General features: G+C 54.8%; 16 protein-coding genes and 1 pseudogene. 9 read left to right on the forward strand and 8 right to left on the reverse strand.

The genetic code is table 11. From position 1 onward, the window contains the following. Nucleotides 1–37: 37 nt before the first annotated feature. On the reverse strand, nt 38–739 hold the full coding sequence (locus tag FN806_RS13060) for a GntR family transcriptional regulator (RefSeq protein ID WP_142637824.1): 702 nt from the start codon (nt 737–739) through the stop codon (nt 38–40). 257 nt (nt 740–996) lie between these two features. On the opposite strand from FN806_RS13060, the gene FN806_RS13065 reads away from it, so the two are divergent. The 5 genes from FN806_RS13065 (at nt 997) to FN806_RS13085 (ending at nt 6682) form a co-directional block, all read left to right on the forward strand. Continuing rightward, nucleotides 997–1959 (forward strand): dihydrodipicolinate synthase family protein, encoded by a 963-nt coding sequence (locus FN806_RS13065; RefSeq protein ID WP_142637826.1) that lies wholly within the window; start codon nt 997–999, stop codon nt 1957–1959. 9 nt (nt 1960–1968) lie between these two features. Continuing rightward, the gene (locus FN806_RS13070) at nt 1969–3507 is read left to right on the forward strand and encodes an aldehyde dehydrogenase (NADP(+)) (RefSeq protein WP_142637828.1); all 1539 of its coding nucleotides are present in this window, start codon (nt 1969–1971) and stop codon (nt 3505–3507) included. A 198-nt stretch (nt 3508–3705) separates the two neighbouring features. Continuing rightward, entirely contained in the window at nt 3706–4770 is a 1065-nt protein-coding gene (gene dctP, locus FN806_RS13075; RefSeq protein ID WP_142637830.1) for a TRAP transporter substrate-binding protein DctP, read from the forward strand. Between the two features lie 65 nt (nt 4771–4835). Next, nucleotides 4836–5375 (forward strand): TRAP transporter small permease subunit, encoded by a 540-nt coding sequence (locus tag FN806_RS13080; RefSeq protein WP_142637832.1) that lies wholly within the window; start codon nt 4836–4838, stop codon nt 5373–5375. After that, nucleotides 5372–6682: a TRAP transporter large permease gene (locus FN806_RS13085; RefSeq protein ID WP_142637833.1), complete on the forward strand. Its 1311-nt coding sequence runs from the start codon at nt 5372–5374 to the stop codon at nt 6680–6682. The genes FN806_RS13080 and FN806_RS13085 overlap by 4 nt, the downstream gene beginning before the upstream one ends. A gap of 54 nt (nt 6683–6736) precedes the next feature. On the opposite strand, the gene FN806_RS13090 is transcribed toward FN806_RS13085, so the two are convergent. After that, complete coding sequence (locus tag FN806_RS13090; protein WP_142637835.1) at nt 6737–7096, reverse strand: winged helix-turn-helix transcriptional regulator; 360 nt, start codon at nt 7094–7096, stop codon at nt 6737–6739. Nucleotides 7097–7183: 87 nt separating this feature from the next. Here FN806_RS13090 and FN806_RS13095 point away from each other — a divergent pair, with 87 nt between their 5' ends. Then, a complete protein-coding gene (locus FN806_RS13095) occupies nt 7184–8275 on the forward strand; it encodes an NAD(P)/FAD-dependent oxidoreductase (protein WP_142637838.1) in 1092 nt (363 codons plus the stop codon). A gap of 79 nt (nt 8276–8354) precedes the next feature. Here the strand turns inward: FN806_RS13095 and FN806_RS13100 are convergent, their stop codons facing one another. From FN806_RS13100 to FN806_RS13115, 4 genes are all read right to left on the reverse strand, one after another. Then, the gene (locus FN806_RS13100) at nt 8355–8708 is read right to left on the reverse strand and encodes a c-type cytochrome (protein ID WP_425472001.1); all 354 of its coding nucleotides are present in this window, start codon (nt 8706–8708) and stop codon (nt 8355–8357) included. A 92-nt stretch (nt 8709–8800) separates the two neighbouring features. Then, nucleotides 8801–9673: a copper resistance D family protein gene (locus FN806_RS13105; protein ID WP_246097244.1), complete on the reverse strand. Its 873-nt coding sequence runs from the start codon at nt 9671–9673 to the stop codon at nt 8801–8803. Continuing rightward, a complete protein-coding gene (locus FN806_RS13110) occupies nt 9670–10011 on the reverse strand; it encodes a copper resistance CopC family protein (protein ID WP_142637842.1) in 342 nt (113 codons plus the stop codon). Before FN806_RS13110 ends, FN806_RS13105 begins: the two co-directional genes overlap by 4 nt. 10 nt (nt 10012–10021) lie before the next feature. After that, nucleotides 10022–10453 carry a c-type cytochrome gene (locus FN806_RS13115; RefSeq protein ID WP_142637844.1) on the reverse strand — a complete coding sequence of 144 codons (432 nt, stop codon included), beginning with the start codon at nt 10451–10453 and terminating at the stop codon, nt 10022–10024. Between the two features lie 862 nt (nt 10454–11315). On the opposite strand from FN806_RS13115, the gene FN806_RS13120 reads away from it, so the two are divergent. Further along, the gene (locus FN806_RS13120) at nt 11316–11711 is read left to right on the forward strand and encodes a hypothetical protein (RefSeq protein WP_142637846.1); all 396 of its coding nucleotides are present in this window, start codon (nt 11316–11318) and stop codon (nt 11709–11711) included. Nucleotides 11712–11814: 103 nt separating this feature from the next. Here FN806_RS13120 and FN806_RS13125 read toward each other — a convergent pair whose 3' ends face one another. Both FN806_RS13125 and FN806_RS20675 read right to left on the reverse strand, forming a co-directional pair. After that, nucleotides 11815–12762 (reverse strand): DMT family transporter, encoded by a 948-nt coding sequence (locus FN806_RS13125; protein WP_342782016.1) that lies wholly within the window; start codon nt 12760–12762, stop codon nt 11815–11817. 160 nt (nt 12763–12922) lie between these two features. Beyond that, nucleotides 12923–13179 (reverse strand): annotated as a pseudogene (locus tag FN806_RS20675) (site-specific integrase); the annotation flags it as partial. Nucleotides 13180–13322: 143 nt separating this feature from the next. On the opposite strand from FN806_RS20675, the gene ehuR reads away from it, so the two are divergent. Together ehuR and dctP (FN806_RS13140) are read left to right on the forward strand one after the other, a co-directional pair. Next, on the forward strand, nt 13323–14717 hold the full coding sequence (ehuR, locus tag FN806_RS13135) for a MocR-like ectoine utilization transcription factor EhuR (RefSeq protein ID WP_142637850.1): 1395 nt from the start codon (nt 13323–13325) through the stop codon (nt 14715–14717). Between the two features lie 95 nt (nt 14718–14812). Beyond that, nucleotides 14813–15832: a TRAP transporter substrate-binding protein DctP gene (gene dctP, locus FN806_RS13140; RefSeq protein ID WP_142637852.1), complete on the forward strand. Its 1020-nt coding sequence runs from the start codon at nt 14813–14815 to the stop codon at nt 15830–15832. Nucleotides 15833–15963: the final 131 nt, after the last annotated feature.

The following is a 15963-nucleotide window of genomic DNA, read 5'->3' on the forward strand; positions in this document are numbered from 1 at the left end:
CAATTTTTCCAACGGCTTAGTATCTAGCGAAACAGAATCAGAGTTTGATTGAGTGACGCCGATCCGCCGAGATCATGTCGCGGATGTTCTGGACGATTTGTTCCGCATGGGCGCTCGCCAACCGGTCGGCCTCGGTGATGTCCTGGGCCGCTATAGCTGCGATTATGTCGTCATGTTCCAGGGAATACCGATCCGGTAACCGATCCCCAAAGGACGAATAATAGGGCCGCATGATCCGTTGCCCTTCGTTCAGCAATCTGCGCGTCAGGCTTTCGTAATATGGGTTGCGCCCTGCTTTGGCGATTGCATTATGAAGCTCTGCATTTTTTGCGATCATGGTCAGAACGTCATTTTTGGCAGCTGCATCCGAAAATTCCTGCTGCCGCATGCGAATGTCGCACAGATCCTGGTCCGTTCGGTATTCGGCGGCCAGCCGGGTTGTAACGCGATACATCAGGGTCATCGCATCAAAGAATGTGTGAAGATTCAAAAAGTCTATGGGCGCCACGATGCTCGCGCGGTTCGGCAGTGTCGCCACCAACCCTTCCGACGTCAGCCTGACAAGGGCTTCACGGATCGGGGTGCGCGACATCGAGAACCGCTCGCTCAGCTTGGCCTCGTCTATGGCGCTGCCGGGCGCAAGGGCGAGGTCGATGATTTCGTCCCGCAGGGTTTCATAGACGAACTGAACGCCTGATCCACGTTTGCGGCCGGCTTCGACCGGCTTTCGTTTTTCCATGTCAGAGCATTCCCTAGCCGCTGGATCGCGGTCCATCTGCGTTCGCACATCAATTTTGCCACACGTACCGGTGCTAAGTCGAGTGTTAATCCCAGCCAAAAACCAGTTGTTTTCACGTATTTTAGGGCCTTATTCCTTCTTGTCGAAAATTTGTCGACAAATAAAATATTTAAAGTAGACTGACGGCAAGATTACACGAATCCCTAACCCGGTGGGGCAATCCACCGGCCCGGCAAAAAAATACGGAGACCCAAATCGTGAACCCGAATGTCTTTTCCGGATGCATCCCGGCCCTGATGACGCCCTGTCGCGCGGATCGCAGTCCTGACTTTGAGGCGCTTGTGCGTAAAGGTCATGAGCTGATCGAGACGGGCATGTCCGCGGTTGTCTATTGTGGCTCGATGGGTGATTGGCCCCTTTTGACCGATGCGCAGCGTATGCAGGGCGTCGAGGCGTTGGTCGGGGCTGGTATCCCGGTGATCGTGGGAACAGGCGCGATCAATTCGGCCTTGGCAATCCAGCATGCCGCACACGCGCAGAAAGTGGGCGCCAGCGGCTTGATGGTCATTCCCCGTGTACTGTCACGCGGCGCGTCCATGACTGCGCAGCGGCACCACTTCAAAGGCATTCTGGCCGCAGCACCGGATCTTCCCGCAGTGATCTACAACAGCCCTTATTACGGATTTACCACCCGTGCGGACCTGTTCTTTGATCTGCGCAAGGACCACCCGAACCTGATCGGATACAAGGAATTCGGCGGCGCCGAAGATCTCCGCTATGCGTCCGAAAACATCACCAGCGGTGATGACAATGTTTCCCTGATGGTCGGCGTGGATACCGCGGTGTTCCACGGGATCGTGAATTGTGGCGCAACCGGCGCCATCACTGGGATCGGGAATGTGCTGCCCGATGAGATTCTGCATCTGGTGGATTTGTGTCAGGCGGCGGCCAAGGGCGATGCCAACGCGCGTGCCCGGGCGTTGGAGCTTGAGGCGGCTTTGGGCGTTTTGTCGTCCTTCGACGAAGGCACCGATCTTGTGCTCTACTACAAACACTTGATGGTTATGACGGGTCATCCCGAATACACGCATCATTTCAACGAAACAGATGCCCTTACTGACAGCCAGCGCGGCTATGTTGAACAACAGTTCAGACTGTTCCGTGCCTGGTACGAGAACTGGAGCAGTCAGGCCGGTTCTTCGGCGCAAAATGCAGCGTGAGGATTGGGTATGTCGTTGAATAATGGATATGTTTTTCGCGGTCAGCACTTGATTGGCGGTCAGTGGGTTGGAGCTGATGAAAGCTTTGCCTCCAGCCCTGTCTCGGGTGAGGGGAGCAACTTTGCTGCGGGAACGCCTGAGTTGGTTGATCAGGCCTGTACCCTGGCCGAGGCTGCCTTTGGAGATTACGCCAATCGCAGCCGAGGGGATCGAGCCAGATTCCTGAATGCTATCGCGGATGAGATCGAGGCCCGTGCCGAGGCCATCACCAGCATTGGCAGTGCAGAAACCGGTCTGCCCGAGATGCGTCTTCAAGGCGAGCGGGGACGCACGGTTGGTCAGTTGCGCATGTTTGCCGAATTCGTCCAGGATGGTGCGTATCTAGAGCGCCGCCATGATCTGGCGATGCCGGATCGCCAACCCGCCCCACGTCCTGACATCAAGATGATGCAGCGCCCGGTTGGCCCGGTGGCTGTTTTTGGCGCCTCGAACTTCCCCTTGGCATTTTCGGTTGCCGGAGGTGACACCGCATCGGCACTGGCCGCAGGTTGCCCGGTCGTGGTCAAAGGCCACCCCGCCCACCCGGGCACCGGCGAAATCGTCGCTGATGCCATCCACGCGGCGGCCAGGGCGACCGGTATGCCCGACGGCGTATTCTCATTGGTGCAAGGTGGGGACCGCAGCATCGGAGAAGCATTGGTAAAGCATCCGGCAATCCGTGCCGTGGGCTTTACCGGTGGGCTGGCCGGAGGCAGGGCGCTGTTTGACCTCTGCGCAAGCCGCCCAGACCCGATCCCGTTCTTTGGTGAATTGGGCTCGGTCAATCCGATGTTTGTTCTTCCAAACGCTATGGCCGCCAGAGGTGAAGAGATCGGCAAAGCCTGGGCGGGGTCGATGACCATGGGGGCAGGGCAGTTTTGCACCAATCCGGGCGTTGCCGTGATGATCACAGGCGATGATGCTGACCAATTTATCGATGCTGCTGCGAGTGCCCTGAGTACAGTGCCGTCACAGACCATGCTGACCGATGGGATTGCCGAGGCATTTCGATCCGGCCAATCGCATTTGGCCGAACATCCTGCCGTGCGCACGATCCATCAAGGTTCCACTGCAGGCCGTTCAGCTGAACCGGCGCTATTCGAAACCGATGCCGAAGCGTTTCTGGCTGATCCCAGCCTCAGCGAAGAAGTGTTTGGGCCCGCATCGCTGATTGTGCGCGTGGGCTCGGAAAAAGAGATGGTTGCCTTGTCAGCCCAGCTGGACGGGCAACTTACGGCCACGATCCAGATGGATGACAGTGACACCGCGCTGGCGCAGCAACTCTTCCCGATTCTGGAGCGCAAGGCCGGGCGGTTGCTGTTCAACGGCTTCCCAACCGGGGTCGAGGTGGTGGGGTCCATGGTCCACGGGGGGCCTTATCCTGCCAGCACGAATTTCGGCGCGACAAGCGTCGGCACAATGGCCATCCGCCGTTGGCTGCGACCCGTAGCATATCAGAACATGCCCGCCGCACTCAGCCCCGAAGATCTGGAAGGCTCGACGCAATAAGCGGTGAACCACAGGGCTGAGGCAAGAAATTCCTTCGGCCATATCAAAGGCTTTGGCCCCGGTGAACGGGGCCGGGCAGGGACACCCAGATCGGCTGTTCCGTATCATCCGCAACACTCTGCCATAGAAGCAGATCACCGGAAATTCCGCGTCATTCGACGTGCAAAATCGGGCTTTGGCCCATAACAGGAGGACAAGATGAAACTCTTCTCGAACTTTGCCGCCCTGGCGGTAACAGCCACGCTTGCAATGCCCGCAAGCGCCGCAGAAATTGAATGGAAGATGACCGCAGCGATTGGTGAAGGTTCATTCTTTTACCAGAACTTCATGGAACGATTTGCGGCTAATGTGGACACACTGACCGCGGGGCGCATGCATGTCCAACCTTTTGGCGCGGGCGTTCTGGCCCCGGCCTTCAAGGCGTATGAAGTAGTTCAGGACGGCATCGTCGAAGCCGGGCATTCCACGCCGTCTTATCTGGTAAACCAGGACCCGACCAATGCCGTTTTCGCCAGCTTCCCCGGTGGAATGTCCGGCGAGGCGACCCTGCACTGGATCTATGAAGGCGGCGGTGAGCAGATGCTGCAGGATTTCCGCCGCGAAGAAATGGGTCTGCACACGCTGGTCGTTGGGGTCGGTACGTCCGAAGTTATGGCGCATTCGAACGTCAAGATCGAAACAACCAACGATCTGAAGGGCGTCAAATACCGGACCTCGGGCGCATGGGCCGCTGTTCTACAGGAAAGCTTTGGCGGCGTTCCGACGGTTGTCCCGGGAAATGAAATCTACACTTTGCTGCAGCGTAAGGGTGTGGACGCGGTCGAATGGTCGACACCAGGAGGCAATATCTCTGAAGGTTTCCACGAGGTTGCGCCCTATATGATCATGCCCGGCGTGCATCAGCCGTCCTTTCTGTGGGAAGTCTTCGTCAAACAGGAAACCTGGGATGCTCTGCCCGAGGATATCAAGCTTCAGGTTACCGCAGCGGCCAAGCTGACAACATACGAAAGCTTCACACATTTCGGTCACGCGGACATTCAAGCCATGGCTGCCTTCCGCGACACCAAAGTTGAAATCATCAACATGGTACCAGCGGAATCCGAAAAGATCCGCGCCGCCGGGCGCGATTGGGCCCGTAGCCAGGCTGCCAAAAAAGCCGAAGGCGGAAGCGCCCGGATGCAAGAGGTTCTGGACAGCTACCTCACCTATCAAGCGAACTGGGCCGAGAATTCGGGTTATTTGGTTCGCGACAGCGCCGAATAAGCTCTGCCCTGACATTGGTTGGATGACTGGATATTCGTGCCGGTCATCCGTTTCCGGGGACATACATGACCACTATTCTCAGAGTCATCGACGCGATTGCTGGGGCGCTGGCCCTGCTGGGTCGATGCGTAATTTTTGCCCTGATCGTGGCAATGCTGTACGAGGTTGTTGCTCGCTATGCGTTTGGTGCGCCGACGCTTTGGGCGTTTGATATCTCGTACATGCTGAACGGTTCGGTTTTTCTGCTTGGGGCGGCTTATGCCCTGCGCTGTGACGTGCATGTCAGGATCGACTTTCTGTCGCAGCGTATGCCAATGCGGGCGCAGCAGCTGTTGAACGGTGCTGTCTTTCTGTTGGTCATGACACCGATCACGACCATCTTTGCCTGGGTTGCAAGCAAAAAAGCCTGGAAAGCACTGATCACGGGAGAGGTCGAAAGCGTCAGCCCCTGGGCGCCGGTTGTCTGGCCGTTTTACACGGTCATCGCCGTTGGTCTGGCGGCCTTGGCGCTGCAATTCCTGGCTGAGGCGATCAAGTTGCTTTCGGGGCGCAAGAACCCTGGTGAGGCGCCCGGCGAACTGGACGGCATGGAAGAAAACCAATGACACCATTACTGATGTTTGCAGCCCTTTTTGTGCTGGTCTTTGCCGGAGTGCCGGTGGCCTTTTCGCTCATCATCATCTCCGTCGCCTTTGGCTACATGGTGTTCGGCGAGCTGATCTTTTTGCAGCTTTATGGTCCGCTGCTTCATACGGCTTCGAATTTCGTACTGGCAGCAATCCCTCTGTTCATTTTCATGGGGGCGATACTTGAGCGTTCGGGGATCGCGAAACGTCTGTTCTTTGCACTGCAGTTGTGGCTGGGCGGCTTGCCCGGTGGATTGGCGCTGTCGACGATTGCAATGTGCGCGGTTTTCGCCGCCGCATCCGGTGTTGTAGGTGCGGTCGAGATAGTTGTGGGGTTGATGGCCATCCCAGCCATGACCAAAGCGGGTTATCGTAATGACCTCATCGCGGGAACAATCTGTGCAGGGGGCTCACTGGGGACAATAATTCCACCCTCGGTCATTGTGGTCGTCTATGCGTCGATTGCGCAGCTGTCGATTGGCAAGCTGTTTGCCGCATCTATCCTGCCCGGCTTGCTGATGGTGGTGTTCTTCGTGATTTATATTTTGGTGCGCAGCATGGTCCGACCTGCTGACGCTCCTCCGTTGCCACAGGCAGAGCGCGCGATGCCAACCGGCCGTAAGATGAAGGTGACGTTGACAGCATTGTTGCCCCCGCTGGCATTGATTGTCCTGGTGCTGGGCTCGCTTCTGGCCGGTGTTGCCTCGGCTACCGAAGCTGCCGCAGTCGGGGCCGCCGGTACGATCCTGCTGGCTTTGATGTTTCGGGAACTAAACCTGAAACTGATGTCCGAGGCACTGAATGTGACCCTGCGCATCACCGCTATGATCATGTTGATCGTGGCCGGAGGCACGATGTTCACCAGCATCTTTGCGGTCACCGGAGGCGGACAGCTGGTGCGCGATACTGTTGCCGGGATCGGGTATGGCAATGCCGGTATCATCGCATTCTTTTTGTTGGTGGTCTTTTTCGCGGGCTTTGTACTGGACTGGGTGTCGATCGTTCTGATTTTCATTCCGATCTTTGCCCCGATCGTGAAATCCGCCGGAATCGATCCGATCTGGTTTGCCATGATGGTTCTAGTGGTGATTCAGACTTCGTATCTGACACCGCCAATGGCACCGTCGATTTTCTATCTTCGCTCAATCGCTCCGCGTGACATGAGCTATGGGCAGATGTATCGCGGCGTGTTGCCCTTTGTAGGGGCGCAAATGCTGGTTCTTTTGGTTATCATCCTGATCCCCGAAGTGGCGACATGGTTGCCAGAGATATTGGTCGGGCTTTGACATAGATCTTGGTCTTGCCCCTTCAGATGCCTGGCCCCTGTTCAATGGGCTAGGTCATCGCCCTAGTTGTTTCGAAAGATCTTTCGGTTCCGGTAACTTGTCCGCATTCTGCGCCGCCCATTGATGCATCTCATACAGCAGTGGAAGCAGGCTTTGACCCAGAGGTGTGAGGCTGTATTCGACATGCGGCGGTATGGTCTTGAAGTCTTTGCGAGAGACAAAGCCCGTCGTCTGCAACTCGGTCAGCTGGCGCGTCAACGTTCGATGCGTGATGCGTCCGAGGTTTCGCTGAAGCTGGTTGAACCGGCAGTCCCCCTGCGAAAGCCAGTAGATGATCAACAGCTTCCATCGACCTGAGATCGCTGAGATCAATGCTTCGATCTGACAATGATCCTCTAACTCATCATGTTTCAAGGTAGTATCCTATATGACCGTACTTGTTCGTGTGAACGTGCAATTTTAGATAGTGGTCAGAACGTTATGCCGCAACGGGGGGACCCTATGGCGAAGAAGAAAATTGTGATCATTGGCGGGGGATATGTCGGGTTTGAAGTTGCCCGGGAACTGGACGCTTGCGCGGACGTCACCCTGATTGAGCAACGCGAAGCGTTCGTGCATCCGCCTGCAGCGATCCGCGCGCTGGTTGAACCCGCCTTGCTGGACCAGATCATCCTGCCATACGACAATCTGCTGCAATCGGGTAAGGTCGTGCGTGGGCGCGCCGTTTCGGTCTCTGAAACCGAGGTCACTTTGGAATCTGGAGCTGTCTTTCCGGCGGACTATATCCTGATCGCCACCGGATCATCCTATGCAGCGCCGTTCAAGCCGTCGGGTGACAGCATTGCGGATTTTCAGCAAGCGAGCAAAGACGTCAGCGCGCAACTGGCCAAGGCGAATTCAGTTGTGATCGTAGGGGCAGGCGCTGTCGGTACAGAGCTTGCGGGCGAAACAGCCTCGGCACATCCGGGTAAATCCATCACCTTGGTTTCGTCGGATGATACCTTGTTTCCCAAGTACCCGGCCAAGCTAGGCGCGCAACTCAAAGGTAAATTGGAACGGCTGGGCGTCACTGTCATTCTCGGCCAGAGGGCGCAGGATTTACGCCATTTGGATCGGCCCTACGAAGGATCCGTGAGTTTGACCGACGGTAGAGTGATTGCGGCCGATCTGGTATTTCCGGTGGTTGGATCGAAACCTCAATCGTCTTTGGTTCAAAGCCTTCCGGGCGTGTCGGCTGATGCATTGGGTAGGGTCAAAACCGACAAATGGTTGCGACCGTCAAGCTATCCGAATGTCTTCGTCGGCGGTGACATTGCCGACATTGGCGACGGAATGACAATCGTAGCAACGGCACGGCAGAATCCGTGGCTGATCAAAACGCTTAAGAAAGTAATCGAGGGCGCACCCGTCGAAAGTCAGAAACCCTACGCGCCCTGGAAAAAAGCACCCATTCTGGTGCCCCTTGGGCCGGTCATCGGCAGCAGCTGGCTTTTTGTGACAGTGGGTGACTGGATCACACGCAAGATAAAGGGGAAAGATATTTTCATTCCCAAATATCGAAAGGCTTTTGGGATTTCGAGCTCCGGAAAATAGTTCCTCCTGAACATTGCGATTTGCCAACGTTCAGGCATCCCACACAGATGATGTCTCTGACATTCGTGTTGGCCTGCCTCTAGTCGTGTGCGAGGTTGCGACTGGCTTGTGCCTGCTGAATATCTTTCGGCCATGTGGAACGGATATAAGCCAGAACATCCCATATGCCGTCATCAGTCAAAGTGCCTTCGAAACCCGGCATGCCACTGTTGAAATTCTTGACGCCGCGTGCGGCCAGTGTCTTTGCACCGCCGAATTTGGTGTAGTCAAACAAAAGCAGGCTATCATGGTGCCATGTGTGCCCGGTCACGTCATGTGGTGGCGCAGGCATCACACCGTCTTCACCCGGTGTTTGCCAGTTGGGTTGGCCTTCCAGGTTAACGCCGTGGCACGCGGCGCATTGATCTACGTAGAGCCTCTGTCCATTCGCCACGTCTCTGTCTGTAAACGTATGATCCGCGGCAACGCTGGAATAAACGCTGCATAGGACCAATATAAATAAGTGCCTGGTCATCTCCACCCACCTCAATTCGGAAGCGTCAGAACGGTTGTTAGTGTCGCCGTAGTTGTCAGCACCGCCAGAACGATCAGCGCCTCAACTTCGATGGAACGGGCGAGGTGCTGCGCCGCCTTGGTATCTCCGTCTAGCATTGCCGGAACAAATCGAAGCTTGTTCGCGGCGGCTAGGATCAATAGCAGCCCTACAAATAGTACTTTGAGCAACAGGGCCTGCCCATAACCAGTGGAGATGAGCGCTCGGAGATCACCAACAAGCAACCAAGCCATCCAGAAACCTGCGACGATCAATGCGGGTACCATCAGTGCCGCAGCTTGGCCAAACCTATGCCCAAGTGCAGCAGCGTCTGCAATTTGCTCAGGTTGAAGAGCCATACTCCGCAGCGGGCTGAAGATGCCTACCCAGAAAGCTACACAGATCAGGTGTGCTAGTAACAAGAGTTGGGTACCAAAATTCTCTAGATCCGATAGGTGCCCGATCTGTGCAAAGGACCACAGAGCCATCGTGCCACCCACAAGTGCGATCCCTAAACCAAAGCGCGGAACAGACAATCCGACAAGGATCATTGCTGCGCCTATCACTCGAAGAACAAATACATCGCCTACGGAAGTCTGCCAGAGTAATCCAAGCATTTCGGGGTCGACCAGCCCATCCGCTCCGCCTGTCAGGAGGGCACCACTAAGCATGAATCCCAGTGCCGTCGCGATGAGGGCAAGCCACGCCAAGGCCATGGATTGGCGTTTCATCGCCAGGCTTATCGGTGTGACCAAGCTGGAATAGAGACACTTAACGATCACAAGGCCAGTGGCCCCCGCAAAGCCGATATAGAGTGCTAGCTTTGCGAGGATTGCAGCAATTCCCCAGATGTCTGGCATGCTCATTCCACAGTAAAGGTAAACGCGCCCTGCATAGCATGACCATCCTCACCTAAACCGCGCCACTCGATGACATAGGTGCCCGCGCCATTGCCTGGCAGTGGAATTTTGAACTTCTGAGCAAATCTTGCCTGGTCGCCTAGATCCAGTCGTACTGCCCCGTGTTCTTCATGTGCCATCTCTATCCGGGTCAACCGGATGTCTTTCGAGAAATTGAGGCCAATTTCAGCGGGCACAATCGTTACTGTGGTTCCATCTGCAGGTGTTGTTTCTGTGGCCTTGGAATGCGCCAGCGCAAAATTGGGGAGCGCGGCCAAGAGTATAAGCGTTACAATCTTCTTCATGGGGCTATCCTCAATTTATTCCGTTGGCGCGCTGGATTTCGCGAATGTAGGCGATCACCATAGCGACGTCACCTCGCGTCAAGCCGTCGACGGGTGGCATGTCTCCAAACTGCCAATGGTGACTTCTTACACCCTGTGAAACCGCCCTCTGAAACGCTTCATCAGCGTGGTGACTAGGTTCGTATATCTTGTGGATCAGTGGCGGTCCTGCGCCGTCAATTCCGACCGCATTGACACCGTGGCAAGTGGCACAGGAGGCATCAAAGACCCGCTGGCCGATTGCTGCATTGCCCTCAATAGGCGGCATCTGAATTGCGACTAGGCCGTCTCTTGAAACTGTCGCCTGGGGGCTGGCTTCTTCGATTGGGTCTGAACGAAAAACTATGAAAGCGGCAACAGCCGAGACGACGCAAGCGCCGATTAACACGTGACTTTTCTTCATGGGTTGAACCTGACTTTGTAGAAGCTGGAAGTGCTGCGGCACATCGCAAACAGCCGCAAGGGCCGGTCACTTAGGCGCGCGCGGATTTTGGCAGCTTCAAAGGTCAGGGGGTCTGTAGGGGCTATCTGGTTCAGTCAACTTGGATTGGAATCCAATCTGGAACTCTCGGTCAAGCTGATATTGATTCCACACGACTTGGCTGTTCTGCGAGATCAGTACGACGGCTTGGCAAAGCGAAGGGTTACACTCTCCGGTTCCGGCATTATCCGTGTCGTGATGGCTGCTTTGGGCCGAGATGTCAGGGATGCTTTTCACCGCGGCGGAGTGTCCCGCCGATTGCATATGGTCCCCGCAGTGAAGCCCGACGCAGGCATGAGACTCGCCACCAAATCCGGCCAGAATGACCAGAAGACTCGTCAATAGCGCAAATGTGTTTCGTCGGATGACCATGATTCCGGACGCTAATGCAGCGGAACACACAAGACAACGCCTGCAGCTTCATTATGCCCCACGCCGTTCTAAAGGAAATTACGACGCTGATTTTCGTGATGGGGCATTCCCCGCTCTTGTCCGGCGCGCGATTCTCATCAAATGCAGAGAGTCCGGGTCTATTTTGATTTCTATCAGTCGGGCCTAGCAACTGATTAGCGGCCAAACGGCAACACAGGTCGCAACATTGTCAACGCGCAGAATCTCACTGGAACCAGCCAAGTTCCAGCCGTGCGGTGCCAATAATTTGGGGCAACGTAGTGGTCTGAGGGTGCTGGTGTTTCTGCTTCTTTGACCCGCGTTCAGACGCGCTTATTGAGAACTTTGAACCAAAGATATATTTTGACCGGATTGCGAACGAAAAGGAAAGTTCATGATCAGAACTACTGCACTGGCGCTCCTAGCGCTCCTTTCGGCTACCTCGGCATTCGCAACTGTTGGGCTGTATTGCGAGGCCCCTGATGGATCAGGCGCTGTATTTGATGTCGGATTGGGAACTGTCCCTGGTCTCGCAGTCGTAAGCGCGACCATTCACGCAGACGGCAAACACTGGAGCCTTACTGAAGTCGATGGTGCGATACCAATCATCGTGGCACAGGGGGCCGATGTCGATATGCGTACTGTTATCGACTTTGCCGATCCCGAATACAGTCGGATCGTTGCCTCTGTTCGATTGATAACCGCTGTCGAAGGAGACGAATCCGTCACTGTAGGCACGCTCACGATTCCGGAAATCGGTGCCTTCCCGCTGGTTTGCGAAGGGCCGTAGCCGCCCGATGTTGTGCAATGTACCGGGGCTAACTCGGCGGAAGCGGTCATCCCAAATTCTGCTTTGCTCAAATGTCTGAAATGGGCCGCGAGAGAGAGTAGTTTTAGATTGGGGGTGCTGCACGTTCTGTGACCAATTGTCTGGCTACGACTCTTTCGCGATGAATCATGTACAGCCCTGCACTGATGATGATTGCAATACCAAGTAGGCTAAGCGTGTTCGGGAAGTCATTGAAGACAAGATAGCCGAACAGGGTCGCTACCGGCAGCTCAAAGTACTGCAAAGGCGCCAATGTGGCCGAAGGCGCGAACGAAAGCGCATAGGTCATCATCATGTGGCTCACCGTTGCAAAAAAACCAGCTCCCAAAAGCCACAACAAAGCGATGTCTGTCGGCCAAACAGGATCGAACAGCTCCGAACCAGAGCCTTGCACAAATATTAAGATTGGAATGGAAAACAGGCTGGCAATCAGGCCAGTGTGGAATTGCAGAGCTACGGGATGCATCCGACGCGACAATCCTCGCGTCACAAGAATGTAGAAAGCGAAAGCAACTGCCGTACCAAGCGGAATTATTGCAACCGCGCCGAAGGCCGCGAAACTGGGCTGGATGACGAACATTACCCCAACAAACCCGACAAGAGCTGCCCCGACACGACGCGGACCTACGTCTTCACCAAGGTAAAACTTACCAACCAACAAGACAATGAACGGGGCCACAAACACGATCGCCAACGCATCGGCGAGTGGCATCACACGGATGGCAGCAATGAAGCAAAAAGTTGCGAACAGCAAAAGTAATGAGCGGAATGCGAGTACGATCAATTTGCCTCGCGCTACATGCAACGACAGCCCCATTATCCAGACGAACGGGGCCATCAACACGCACTGCACTACAAAGCGAGCAGCCGTAATCTGCCCAACTGGTACGCTAGCCGACGCGAGTTTTGCAGCTACGTCCAGCAAAGGAGCGGTGAGGCAAAATCCAAGCATCAGTGCAACTCCCGCAAGAATGCGATCCGTAGATTGAGGTATGGAATCAGCCGAGGACATCTCATCTTGTAGAAACGTCGCTAAACGCGTGTCTGTTCTCTATGCGACGCGGAGCAAAAATCCCTCAACTTGCGAGTTGGGGGTGGGTTCGAATTTGCGCTAACAACGAACATCAGGTTCGATGAGATGCGCAGCAGCAGATGGCCGGTTCAAAATTGGTCTACAAGCTCTTGATCTCGATTGCTGCTGCGATGGCAAAGGCGTCTTCAAGCTCGACGCTCAGATGCCGAACCGTGCTTACCATCTTTGCATGACCCAAGAGCAACTGAATCGCCCGAAGATTTCCTGTCTTTTCTTGTCGAACTGCGTGACTTTGGTTCGGCGCATTGAGGGAGTTCCGTAGGCGCTGGCCCCAAAGCCAATGGGCTTCATCCAGTCCCGGACAATCCGCGCATACTGGCGTGTTGAGATGTGTAGGAAAACCAAGTGATAGATCCGCGGTCACAGCAACTTCTTTCTTCCCAAGGGAGACACATACAAAAAGCTGTAATTCCGACCCCTGTGAAGCTCTTGGTGATTGATCTGCTTGTTCGCGAATTCGAATTGGTTACTATTGTCGCATGACAAATTGGAAACCATCCCGAGATACGCTGAGTTCACCGCTGCATACGAGCCTTGCCACGATGATTGCAGGCGCGATCGAAGACGGCAGTTTGTCACCGGGACAGAAATTACCAACACACCGGAAACTGGCCGATGACCTGAGGTTGAGCGTTAATACCGTCAGCAAAGCTTACGACATTCTGCGTCGCCAAAACCTGATCGATGGTCAGATTGGGCGTGGCAGCTATGTTGTCGACACTGACAAAACCGACGGACAGCCATTCAAGTTAGAGTCAGAACCTCGAAACTTGTTCGACATGTCGATTTCGCGCCCCTTGTTTAATGGCCTGCATGTTGAGGCGATGCAATCAACGCTGAGGACTTTGCATGCCGGGCTCGACCCGGCAATATATCTTTCTACACGCCCGAATGTAGGCCACGAAACTCACCGAAAAACGGGAGTCAAATGGCTTTCACATTGCGGCCTTGAGACAAATGCAGATTCAGTCCTCATGACGAACGGGGTAACGCATGGAATGTCGGCAGCAATGTCTGCGATATTGCGTCCTGGCGACGTCATTCTGTCAGATATGGTCACGCATCACCTCTTGGTTTCGAGTGTCGCATATTTCGGATACCGACATGTTGGCCTTGAAACTGATGAGCACGGAATCCTGCCCGATGCATTGGAAAGGGCGTGCGTTGATAAGTCTCCTAAAGCATTGTATTTATTACCATCTCTTGCCAACCCTAATGTACATATGATGCCAGAGGAACGTCGGCGCCAAATTGCTGCAATCGCCCGCAAACATAGGCTGCATATTATTGAAAACGATGCGTTTGGTCCGGTCGCAGCGGATCGCCAGCCGCCTGTTTCGATGTTCGCACCAGAACTGTCGGTCTACCTGACAACGTTCACCAAATGCACGGTCAGCGGGTTGCGTGCGGGTTATGCCGTTGCTCCGGACCATTTGCTTCCTGCATTGACAGCGAGACTGATCGTATTTGGTTGGATGGCAACGCCGCTGATCTGCGAACTTGCCTCACGCTGGGTGGAAGATGGCACAGCACAAGCGCTGGCGGATTGGCAGCGCGCAGAAATAGTCAAGCGGTATCATATAGCAACGCAAGAGCTTGCTGGTTTTAAATGGACGGGCCATCCGGCCAGTTTGCATCTTTGGTTGCAGCTCCCTCCAGATTGGGATTCCAACAGTTTTGTCGCCCATGCCCGCGAACTAAATGTTGCGGTGTCCCCTGAAAGCCCATTCCTTTCTCCCAAGGCTACCCCAACAAATGCAGTGCGCATTTCGGTGGGAAGCATTCGCGAAATCGAACGTTTTCGCCAAGCTCTGAAGCTTCTGGCCGGTTTACTTTTGCGCCCACGCGAGCCTTTGCCGCAATTCGCTTATTAGAATGTAGCGCAACAATATAATAATTGACTCGCAGTACAATCTTCGGGATGTGGTGGAACATCACTAACAAAGAAGGTGATATCTGGGAGGATATGATGACCAAGACTGCACGTTTTACCCTGCGCGTCTGCGCACCCCTTGCTGCTGCATTGCTAACCTCAACTGCCGCTTATGCGGACAACTGGCGCTATGCTATGGAAGAGGGGCTGACAGATCCGCAAGGCCTGTACGCCACCAAGTTCAAAGAGGAAATCGAAGCCAACTCGGATCACACAGTCCAGATTTACCCTGTGGGTACGCTTGGTGAATCGGCCGACGCCATGGAGCAGGCCCAGGCTGGATTGCTGCAGTTCATTGATCAATCTCCAGGTTTCACCGGTGCGTTGATCCCAGAGGCCGAAGCCTTTCTGGTGCCATATATCCAGCCGACGGACCCTCAAGTCGTGCGCAAGTTTTTCAAAGAAGGCGTCGCTGTGAATGAGATGTTCCACGACATCTATCGCGAACAGGGACTGGAATTGTTGTCGGTGTTCCCGGAAGGTGAAATGGTGGTCACCACAATGGAGGAATTTCGGACACCTGCCGATTTGGAAGGTATGAAAATTCGGACCATGACCTCACCATTGCTTTTGGAGACTTACACGGCCTTTGGCGCTTCCCCGATTGCCATGCCTTGGGGCGAGTTGATCGGCGGACTGAAAACTAAAATGGTTGACGGGCAAGAAAACCCGGCAATTTGGATCGAGGCCTATGATCTGGATAACCTGACTAATGTGATGACCTATACCGGACATGGTCAGTACACGACTGCTGTGATGGCAAATGCAGAGTTTTACGACGCGCTAAGCGATGCGGACAAAGAACTTGTTCAGAATGCGTCGCAAGTCGCACTCGATTATATTCTTGATGTTGCCGTCGAACTGGATGCAACCGGTCTGGCAAAAATTCAGGAGAGCAATCCGGGCTACACAATAAACCGGCTAACCGAGGAAGAGCGTGCACCCTTTAAAGAACGTGCAAAAGCGGTCGAAGCAGCCTTTGTCGAAAGAGCGGGCGAACGTGGCGCTGCCATCCTCGAGCAAATGAAGAAGGATCTAGCGGCTGCGCAGCAGTAGCGCTTTGCCACAGGCATCCATCACGTTTGCGATGTGTTCATCTGAAAAATCGGTGCAGGCCCAGAACCATAGTTCGGGCCTGCAATTTGGAAATAGTAAACCGGCGATCAGCCTATGTTGCGAATGTTCGG

Origin of the sequence: Ruegeria faecimaris (genome assembly GCF_900182615.1) — a bacterium.
Lineage (GTDB): Bacteria > Pseudomonadota > Alphaproteobacteria > Rhodobacterales > Rhodobacteraceae > Ruegeria > Ruegeria faecimaris.